Origin of the sequence: Limnoglobus roseus (assembly GCF_008254045.1) — a bacterium.
Classification (GTDB): Bacteria; Planctomycetota; Planctomycetia; order Gemmatales; family Gemmataceae; genus Limnoglobus; species Limnoglobus roseus.
The window spans coordinates 5,693,535-5,703,091 of record NZ_CP042425.1 but is presented as its reverse complement, the minus strand read 5'-3'; the positions used below and the strand labels follow the sequence as shown (position 1 = coordinate 5,703,091).

Genomic DNA, 9,557 nt, shown 5'->3' with positions numbered 1-9,557 from the left:
TCGATCGGCCTAAGCTTCTTGATCCCTGTCCAGCCGGCCCTACCACGAACGACACGCGGTTGATGACAGGCGAGCTTCAGAGCAAACGGCGGCTCGGAGAGCTTTCAGGGTCAGCACAAACTTGTCTCGATAGCGGTGAACCACCTGAACAGCCGTAGGCATCTGCGAGCCCGCGGCGACGAATCGACAAGATGGCCCAGTCAACTTTCCGGAGCAGAGAAGTTCGCGGGCAAACGCGAACCCCGGTCCGAGTCCGCGGCCGCAGGCGTAAAAATACTTGCCATCGCGGCCCCGGGAAGAGGGTTCACCAAAACATCACCGAACCCACTTCCACCGTTCGCGGGGCCTGTGTTTCATGGCCCGAACTTGTGAATCGGGGTGTGATCGCTAGTCTCGACGTGGGTGCGAACGGGCCGACCGGCCGCACAGTCACTCGTGTCAGGGAGTTTCCGCCGATGTCTACGACTTCGCCGTTCGACCTGACGGCCGAGATGTGCTGGCCAACGGTGTTCTTTCACCGCCGGTGGGCCGAGCACCCGCTCGAAGCCCCCAGATTACTGGCCTTCCTCTGCGAACAACGGGCCGCCCAGCCGACGAACATCGCGAGCGGGGTGGCCGTGCGGGCCAAGTCACCCGCCGGCATCTACGAGAGCAACTTCGACCTCTTCACCAAGCCCAACCCCGGCTTGGCGAAGTTGCTCGGGTTCATCAGTCAGAGTCTGGCCGCCGCCGTCTGCCATGTCGAAGGCGGCCGCGTCCAACCGCAGGAGCTGGACTTGGCTGTCGTGGAGAGTTGGTTCCACATCACGAACCGCGGCGGGTTTCACGACGCCCACCTGCACCCGAATTGCTCGTGGTGCGGGATTTACTACCTCCAGGTGGGCGATAGCGGCCCCGCCCACGGCGGCGGAGCCCCGAACGGCGGCACGCGATTCTACACGCCACTAACCCTGGGCTACCGAGATGCCGGGAATGCCTATTTGTTCGAAGAACTCGATGCCCCGATCGAGGACGGGATGCTCGTCCTGTTCCCGTCCCACCTCCGCCACAGTGGCCTACCGTACGAGGGCACTCGCGACCGCGTCGTCATCGCGTTCAACGCCCGCGTCTTCCGAAAAGGCGTCCCGTCGTCCCTTCGCCCATGACGGCGTTCACCCCAGGCAGCGGGGCGTGGTACGCCGTCTCGTACTCGGCGTGTAATCGCTGCACGAGGGCGTCGAAGTCCGGGGCGGCCCGGTACTCCTGACCGATCCGGCGGCACAAGTCGTGGGCCACCTTCTCCTCGCCCGTCCGGCCCCGGCAGTGCCGGTTGAGGTGATCCCGAATCGTCGGTCGGTGCCGGTTCAACTCCCACTTCCGCCTCGCCGCGGCGGACAACTCCAACCGACCGGCGGCCACGTCGGCCAGGATGACGTCGTTGACGGCCATCAACTCCTGGAGGCTCTGGAATTCGGCCTCCAAGCGGTCGCCGCACGCCTCGGCGGCCCTCAGGTCGTTCTCCAGCCGGCCGACCTCCCACACGTCCAGGCCCAGCGACTCGGCCAGTACCGGGTCGGCGTAAGCCGTGCCGGCCAAGATCAGGACGGTGATCGGGAGGGCGGCCGACAGCACGCGGGCGTTGCGGATGCGGGTCACGACGGGATTCTCAACGAAGGGTCGGGCGGGATCGGGTTCACACGAACCCCGCCGCGGGGCCGGAACGGCCCCGCGGCGGGGCACATCCCTCAGTAGTCGGCCAAGATTTCGCCGCCGCCGAACGTGACGAGGGCGGCGAACGTCCGAACGGTAATGGTGCTGTTGACGAACTTGACCGAGCCGTCGGCGAACAGCAGGTTCAGCCCGCCGGTGTGGAGCGAGTACGGCTGCTGGTTGTTCGAGCAGTTCACGGCGCACGGCCCCGGGACCGTCTCGCCGTCGTAGGAGATGCCGGTGAAACTCGCGATCTCGCTGGCGCTCGGCCGGATCCACGCCCCGCCGCCGGTCGGGTTCGTGTCCGGGTTGCTGAACGCCTTGCCGGCCTTGTACCACTGCGGCCGGCCGGTGTCCTCGACCAGGAGGATCGTGTTGGCCGTGCCGTCGGTGACGTCGGTCACCTTCCGGGTGTAGATGCCCTCGGTGTACACCGTCGCCCCGGCCGCCGACCGGTTGATGTTCGACAGGATGCCGTACCCCTGCGACTTCGACCCGGCCACGAACGTGACCTCGGCCCCCGGCGCGGTCGCGTCCACCCGCTCGACCGGGACGTAATCCCCGTACGCGAACACGTTACTCCCGCCGTTGTTGTACAGGCCGACGCGGACCTCCGGGCTGGTCGACGGGCAGATGTCGATCTTGATCGGGATCGCCCCGAGGGGCGTGTTGACCGGGTCGTTGTTCCACCCGCTGAAGTAGTTCAGGTTGACGTGCACGTTCCCCTGCTCGATGTACGGCAGCAGCCAGCACATGTACGACAACTGCGTCGGCGTCGGGTCGCCGGTGTTGATCTGCCGGTTGACCGACGAGTGGAAGTTGCCGTTCGTGTTCTCGTAGTTGTGGAACGCCAGGCCGAGCTGCTTGAGGTTGTTCGTGCACTTGATCCGGGAGGCGGCCTCGCGAACTTTCTGGACGGCCGGCAGGAGCAGGCCGATCAGGATCGCGATGATGGCGATGACGACCAGGAGTTCGATCAGCGTAAAGGCGCGGCGGTTGCGATTCATGACAGTCCTTTCGGAACGGGGTCGGGGTTAGAGTTGCAGCGGGGGCAGTTTGTTGGGTTCCTTCTTCACGGTGACGCGGGGGGCGGCGGGGGCGGTCGGCTTGCCGTACTTGCCCTTCAACTTGTCGGCGGCGAACTCGGTGATCTTGTCCGACCCGACGGTGACGACGACTTCGGGCCGCCACTCGATGGTGACGGCGTACTCGCCCGGCGGGGCGCCGTCCTCGTGGGCGAACGTGCTCAGTTTGACCGTGCCCGCGGCGTCCACCCGCCCGGTCGGCAGGGGGACCTTCGGATCGGCCTTGCCGACCGGGTGCAGCACGACCGTCGCGCCCGCGGCCGGCTTGCCGAGCACCTGCACCTCGAACTCGACCGGGTACGCCGGTGGTTCGGTCCGGGTACAGCCGGCACCGAGGAGCGCCACGACGCCGGCCACGGCGTAGAAGAATCGGATCCTCATCTCTCCCTTTCCTGTGACCAAAAGTTCCGGACCGGCAGGTCGACACACGACCCGGATGTCACCACCTTGAGACTCAAGATCGGCAACACGATTACCAAGATGACAAACAATGTGATCTAACGCAAGGCGTGGTAACCCTTGAGCGATGCTACTTGGTCACATCCGACATCCGACGTTCCGATTCGTCCCTGCCGTTTTTAGAGCTAAAGACGTGAAGAATCGCAACTTGTGGGTCTGGAATTGCCGGACGTATGAGTGGCCGTCATTTGACAGAGTGGGCTCGGGCGACTTAACAAACTGGGGTCGATGAAGTGCGAGGGGAATCGATTCGTCAACTCGGTCTCGCGTCCCGTCCTTCTTTGCGAGCAGGAATTGCACCGGGATGCGGGTCCGACTCCTTCGGCGTGTCGAAACGGTTTTCCGGTCCGGCCGCAACACGGACGGTTTCGACCGTGCAACGGACGAACGCCACGTCGCCGACGCCGAGGCCGATCGCAACAAAACGAACGCGGGCGGGGAGTTCTGCGTGGTAGCGCAGAGTGAACCGCATGGCCGTCCCCTCGCCCAAAACGGAACACCTCGAAGGGAAAGCGTTCCGGGTCATTCCCATCTTCAAGGAACTGCGGCCATACCTTGAGGAAGCCTTCCGGCTGACAGGCCGGGGCGAAGAGTACGTCGTGGGCGGGCCACGGGGACCGGCTATCGGGCGGCCGCGAACACGCCCTAGGGGTCGGCCAACGCCAACCTCCGCACGCAGTTCCTGAAGGTCATACGTCGGGCCGGGCGGAAGTTGTGGCCGCGGTTGTTCCACAACATGCGGGCGTCCTGCGAATCGGACCTGGCTCAAGACTTCCCGCTTCACGTTGTCGTATCGTGGATCGGTCACACGCCGAAGGTCGCCCTCGATCATTACCTTCAGACGGTGGACCGAGATTTCGACAAGGCCGCGAACGGCTGTGAAGATTTGGTGCAAAAGCCGACGGAGACAGAAGCCGATAATACAGGATTTGACAAAAGTTGTGGAATCGCTTGGAACTGAGAGGAAAAGACAAACCCCGGTGACTCGTGTCAACCGGGGTCAATTAGAAGGAATGGGCGCTACTGGATTTGAACCAGTGACCCCTACAATGTCAATGTAGTACTCTAGCCAACTGAGCTAAGCGCCCTTCTCCCTCTTTCATACACAATCCCCCAGCGGCGTCAAGATGCTGTTCGTCGGCCGGCTCTTTCCACCAGGGATGGTGTTCGCGTTCAAGAGGCTTCCCCGTCGGGGCGGCTGTGCATTCCGGCGAGCAATGCGGCGACGCCGAGCAAGACACAAACGGGCGGGAGCACGCCGAGGCGGTCGGTCAGTTGTCGCAGAACTGCGGGGCGGTCAGAAGACCCCGTGGGCAGCGGGGCGAATGCCCACCCGGCGGACGCCGCAAAGAGCAACACGGCACTCATAACGTGGCGCAAGCTCATCGGAATTCTCCCTCAGGGCGTGGGTTCCCGCGGCGCCCTCACAACGGCGGGGGCGGCGTAACGGTATGCAGAAGACAAAACCGCTACGGCGGTGACAGAACGGAGGAAGGCGGCCGGAAGAATCGACGATCGGAAGGAAACGCACACGGAATTCGTGCGGCGATCATGGGGTTAACGGGAAAAGAGTGCGGGCAAGTGCGCGTCGGCGCGGGGACGGGATTGCCCGTTCAAATCCGCCGCGGCACCATGCCGCGGCTCGCCTACGAGGTTAGCTGACGGGCTAGGGCTTGAACGTACCCTCGCGGTTGCCCGCGTTCGCCCCCAGGTCGGCCTTGCGCCCGACCCAATTGGGTCCCCCGTTTCCCGATGGTGATCCGGGAACTCGGCTTCTACTACCTTATTCGATACGCGACCGACCGGGATTTGTCAAGTTGCCGCCCGATTCAGGCATTTTGCCCGAGGGACGTTATTTCCGGACTGTGCCCGGCACGCCGTAGACGACCTTGTTGATGCCGTTCGGCGTCGTGGTGGCACACTTCTTCCAGTCGAGGCCGTCGGCGGAATGCCACATCTGGCCCGGCCAACTCGTGCCGACGAAGGCGCCCTTCTCCACGGAGAGGACGTGGCACGGAATCGCTTTCGGGTGGGCTGCCCAGGTCACACCGTCCTTCGAGGTGAACGGTGTCTTCCCGCCGGACGCCAGAAACTGCTCGCCCGTCCAGACGACCGAGTTCAACTCCAAGCCGTCCTGCTTGACGGTGTGCTCCCACTTGACCCCGTCGGCGGAAGTCATCCGCAACCCGTCCGGGCCGACCGCGACGAACCGGCCGTTGGCGAACGTCAGGTCGCGGACCACGGGCAGGTCGATCGCGATGTGATCGAGTTTCTCGCCGTCCTTCGTGACGGCCACCCACGTCGTCGGGCTGTTGCCGCCGGCGTTGCCGATGAACACGAAGACGCCGTTGCCGAACGCCCCGTGCCGAAAGTGGCTCGCCTTGCCCTCGGTCAGCTTCGCCCCGTCCTTCCAGGTCTCGCCGTCGGCCGAGTGGAGGAAATTGCGGTTCGGTCCGCCAGCGACGAAGCGGTCGTTACCGTACAGGACCGGGTGGACGCGGAACTTCGCCGTGTGAACTTCCTTCCACTCGCGGCCGTCCTTCGAGGTGAGGATGTGCCCGCCGACGGCCTTGTCGCGCTTCGGCGTGCCGCCGCCGACCGCGACGAACTTCCCCTGTGCGAAGACGACACTGAGCAGATTGTCGCTGTCGTCGCCCCCCTTCTCCGCCCACTCGGCGGTGATCGACCACGCCTTGCCGTCGGTCGAGACGATTCGCCGGCCGCCGTACCCGACGCCGACAAAAACACCGTCGTCGGCCGATGCGGTCGAAGCGGTGGCGAGCAAGACGGCGAGCAGGAATCGGTTCACGGCCGGTACTCCTTCGTGTGAACGTGTTCGGGCCGAACACCGACCCCGACCAATCGGGCCGGGATTCGCCGCAGGATTGGGAAGCGGCGAAGCAAGCGGACCGGCCACGGTTGCGTCAGGGAAGTCCGGCTCGCGAGCACCCGGCCGATGACGCGATTCTGCACCATCATTTGAAGCCACTGCGTCACGCGGGTCGGGAATTCCCTCCGCTGTTGCACCTTCCGCAGAACGCGCTCGGCAACCGGGCCGGCCCGGAGGGGATCGGACAGGATGTTTGCCGTCGCCACAGCGTCTTGGACGGCGAGGTTGATGCCCACGCCGCCGATGGGCGACATCGCGTGGGCCGCGTCGCCGATGCACAGGAGGCCCGGCCGGCACCACCGGCGGAGCCGATCGAGGCGGACGGTCAGCACCCTCACGTCGTCCCAGTCGCGGAGTTCACCGACCCGGTCAGCGACGAACGGGGCGACCCGTGCCACGGCGGCGCGGAACGACTCGATGCCCGCCCGTCGCACGCCTTCGAACCCGCCCTTGTGAATGACGTAGGCGCACTGCCAGTAGTCGCCGCGGTCGATCATCACCAGGATGTGCCCGCTCTCGAACCGGCCGAGCGGCTGATCGGGGTCGCCGGCCATCTTCGAGAGGCGCATCCAGAGAACGTCGATCGCCGCGCCGAGGTCGTGGATCGCAAGCCCCGCCGACGCCCGCATGACCGACCCCCGACCGTCGGCCCCGACGACGAGATCGGCTCGCACGTCGAGCGGCCCGTCCGCCGTTATTGCCCGGACGCCGACGGTTCGGCCGCCCTCGAAGACGAGGTCCGTCACTTCGGTCCGCATGAGCAAGCGGAACGACGGGAACTGTTTCGCACGGTCGGCCAGGAAGTTCAGGAAGTCCCACTGCGGGACGAGGGCGATAAACTTGCACCGCGTCGGGACGTGGGAGAAGTCCGCGATCGTCACCGGCTGCCCGGCAACGTAGCCCGTGAGATGTCGCGCTTCCTGATGGGGGAGTTTGAGGAACTCGTCGAGCAGACCCAACTCGTGCATCACCTCCAGCGTTGAGGGGTGCACCGTGTCGCCGCGGAAGTCGCGAAGGAAGTCACCGTGCTTTTCGAGGACCAAGACTTCAACGCCGGCCCGGGCGAGCAGAAACCCGAGCATCATCCCCGCCGGCCCGCCGCCGACGATGCAACAGCGGGTGTGCAAAGTTGAGCCGCTCATGCGCTGGCTTCGTTGAGGGACTTTACGGCGTCCGCGTCCAGCGTCAGCCGGGTCGCGTCGATCAAATCTTGGAGTTGCTCAACGCTGGTGGCACTCGCGATGGGGGCGGTGATGCTCGGTCGGGCCAACAGCCACGCGATGGCGACCTTCCCAGGCGTCGTTTGGTAGCGGGCCGCCACTTGATCGAGGGCCGCTAGGATGCGGAAGCCGCGGTCGTTCAGGTAGTTCTTGACCTTCGCCCCGCGCGGGCCTTTCGCCAGGTCCGCCGCCGAGCGATACTTGCCCGTCAGAAAGCCGGCCCCGAGCGAGTAGTACGGGATGACGGCGAGCGCCTCCCGCAGGCAGAGCATTTCCACTCCCGACTCGTATCCGGCCCGGTCGTACAGGTTGTAGCCCGGCTGAAGGCAGACGTAGCCGGGGAGCTTCGACTCTTTGCTGATGCAGAGGGCGGTGGCGAGCCGCTCGGCCGTGAAGTTCGACGCCCCGATCGCCCGGACCTTTCCCTTCGCGACCAGTTCGCCGAAGGCTCCGAGTGTTTCTTCTTGCGGCGTCGCTTCGTCATCTTGGTGGGACTGGTACAGGTCGATCGTGTCCACCTGCAATCGGTTCAGCGACCGCTCGACCGCGCGCAGGATGTACGCCCGCGACAGCCCCTTTTCGCCCGGCCCCATCACCATGCCGACCTTCGTGGCGATCACGACGTTCGCCCGCTGGCCGCTCTGCTTCAGCCACCGGCCGATTATCGTTTCCGATTCGCCGCCGCCGTTGCCGGGCGCCCACCGCGAGTACACGTCGGCGGTGTCGATCAGGTTCTGGCCGGCGGCGACGAAAGCGTCGAGAACGCGGAACGAGGTCGCCTCGTCGGCCGTCCAGCCGAACACGTTGCCGCCCAGCGCGAGCGGGCCGACTTCGATGCCAGAACTTCCCAACGTGCGCCGCTTCATGACGTGCCCTCGATGTCAGATGCATTCGCCTTCGCCGTGGCGCGGAGGCGGGTATGGTAGGGAACCCGGACGGGCGATCCGGTGAACGTGTTCCCCTCCCTGATGAAGAGTACGACCTTCCGAGCGAACGTGTACGCCGGCCGTGAGTGGTGTTATTCACTCACGGGGCGTTGTTGGGTCTCCGCGAGTCGGTAGCCCTGGAGGGCGGCCGCCCGGTGTTGGGGGTCGTTCCGGGCTTCGGCGAAGCACGCCTTGGCCTCATCCCATTGAGAGAGGTGCAGGCAACAGAGGCCGAGGTTCAAAACGGCCGACGTCCCGAAGATGATCGGATCGAACCCGGCGGGGTCGTACCGCCCGGTTCGGCCCATCTCGACGAGGCGGCGGAGGTGGTCGGCCGCCGTGGCGTAGTCGGCCGCGGCGAACCGCTCCCCGGCGACGGCCCACACCACCGGCGGCGTCCGGGGGAACCACCGGGCGGCCCACGCCCGTGCCTCGTCCCGGCCGACGGAAGACCGGCGTTGTTCCGACGACACCGTGAGCAGGTACTCGATCAGCGAGCCGACCCACGGCGAGGGCGGGGCCGGAGCGTCACCCGAGTTCCGGACCTCATCGGCGGCCGCGTCCAAAACGTCGTGCCCCCGCGGGTCGTTGAGCCAGAGCAAGTTTCGGCCGAGTTCGATCGTGAACCCGAGTTGGCCGGGCCGGTCCCGTAGTTCGGCCTCCAGCAACCGGACCACCCACCGAATCTTGTCCGGAGTAGACTTCGACAGGTAGGCGTGCCGGCGGATCACGGCGTTCGTGTTCGCGACGATCATACCGCGGGCGGCGGCGATTTGTTCGAGGGGTTGAACGAACCACGGGTGCAAGCGGCCGCGGTACCGGACCGCCGCGTCCCGTTGGAAGAGTCGAATCTGCGGCGTGGAAATACCCTGCCCCGGCCGGTCCGCGCGAAGCTCCTCGCGGACCGAAAGGTGCCACGCGAAGACGCCCGAGTCGGCAGCCGCCAAGGTGACCAGCGGCACGGAGGCCGGTTCCAATTCTTCGTCGGGGTTGAGCCAGAGAACCCACTCGCCGGTGGCCGCGTCCAGGGCCGCGTTGCAGACGGCCGAGAAGTCATCCGCCCATTCGGTCGGCACGATTCGGCAGTTGGCGTCCGCGGCGACCTGAAGCGTACCGTCGGTGGACCCAGTGTCGGCCACGATGACTTCGGCGGCGAAGCGGGCCACCGACTGGATCGCCCGGCCCAGCGACGGGGCATGGTTTCGCGTCACCAGGCAGACGCTCACGCGCATCGGTCGCCCTCAAATGGATCGGGGAACGACCCGGACAGTCCGCGGCCGTTCCCCTG

10 protein-coding genes, 1 tRNA gene and 1 riboswitch are annotated in these 9,557 nt (G+C 65.7%); of the genes, 1 reads left to right on the top strand and 10 read right to left on the bottom strand.

Annotated features, from left to right (window positions below; translation table 11 throughout):
* Positions 1–455 precede the first annotated feature (455 nt).
* Entirely contained in the window at positions 456–1,145 is a 690-nt protein-coding gene (locus tag PX52LOC_RS24115) for a putative 2OG-Fe(II) oxygenase (protein WP_168219171.1), read from the top strand.
* Here PX52LOC_RS24115 and PX52LOC_RS24110 read toward each other — a convergent pair.
* The 10 genes from PX52LOC_RS24110 to PX52LOC_RS24065 form a co-directional block, all read right to left on the bottom strand.
* Entirely contained in the window at positions 1,096–1,635 is a 540-nt protein-coding gene (locus tag PX52LOC_RS24110) for a hypothetical protein (protein ID WP_149112478.1), read from the bottom strand. The genes PX52LOC_RS24115 and PX52LOC_RS24110 overlap by 50 nt on opposite strands.
* Positions 1,636–1,724: 89 nt before the next feature.
* A complete protein-coding gene (locus PX52LOC_RS24105) occupies positions 1,725–2,696 on the bottom strand; it encodes a DUF1559 family PulG-like putative transporter (protein WP_149111073.1) in 972 nt (323 codons plus the stop codon).
* A gap of 27 nt (positions 2,697–2,723) precedes the next feature.
* A complete protein-coding gene (locus PX52LOC_RS24100) occupies positions 2,724–3,155 on the bottom strand; it encodes a hypothetical protein (RefSeq protein WP_149111074.1) in 432 nt (143 codons plus the stop codon).
* A 331-nt stretch (positions 3,156–3,486) separates the two neighbouring features.
* Positions 3,487–3,705: a hypothetical protein gene (locus PX52LOC_RS24095; RefSeq protein WP_149112477.1), complete on the bottom strand. Its 219-nt coding sequence runs from the start codon at positions 3,703–3,705 to the stop codon at positions 3,487–3,489.
* 542 nt (positions 3,706–4,247) lie between these two features.
* Positions 4,248–4,321, bottom strand: a tRNA-Val gene (locus PX52LOC_RS24090).
* Between the two features lie 85 nt (positions 4,322–4,406).
* Positions 4,407–4,619 carry a hypothetical protein gene (locus tag PX52LOC_RS24085; RefSeq protein WP_149112476.1) on the bottom strand — a complete coding sequence of 71 codons (213 nt, stop codon included), beginning with the start codon at positions 4,617–4,619 and terminating at the stop codon, positions 4,407–4,409.
* A 242-nt stretch (positions 4,620–4,861) separates the two neighbouring features.
* A riboswitch (cyclic di-AMP (ydaO/yuaA leader) is annotated at positions 4,862–5,017 on the bottom strand.
* A gap of 68 nt (positions 5,018–5,085) precedes the next feature.
* A complete protein-coding gene (locus PX52LOC_RS24080; RefSeq protein ID WP_149112475.1) occupies positions 5,086–6,042 on the bottom strand; it encodes a hypothetical protein in 957 nt (318 codons plus the stop codon).
* Complete coding sequence (locus PX52LOC_RS24075) at positions 6,039–7,265, bottom strand: FAD-dependent oxidoreductase (protein WP_149112474.1); 1,227 nt, start codon at positions 7,263–7,265, stop codon at positions 6,039–6,041. The genes PX52LOC_RS24080 and PX52LOC_RS24075 overlap by 4 nt, the downstream gene beginning before the upstream one ends.
* On the bottom strand, positions 7,262–8,209 hold the full coding sequence (locus tag PX52LOC_RS24070; protein WP_149112473.1) for an aldo/keto reductase: 948 nt from the start codon (positions 8,207–8,209) through the stop codon (positions 7,262–7,264). Before PX52LOC_RS24070 ends, PX52LOC_RS24075 begins: the two co-directional genes overlap by 4 nt.
* Before the next feature lie 152 nt (positions 8,210–8,361).
* Complete coding sequence (locus tag PX52LOC_RS24065) at positions 8,362–9,501, bottom strand: glycosyltransferase (RefSeq protein WP_149112472.1); 1,140 nt, start codon at positions 9,499–9,501, stop codon at positions 8,362–8,364.
* Positions 9,502–9,557 lie beyond the last annotated feature (56 nt).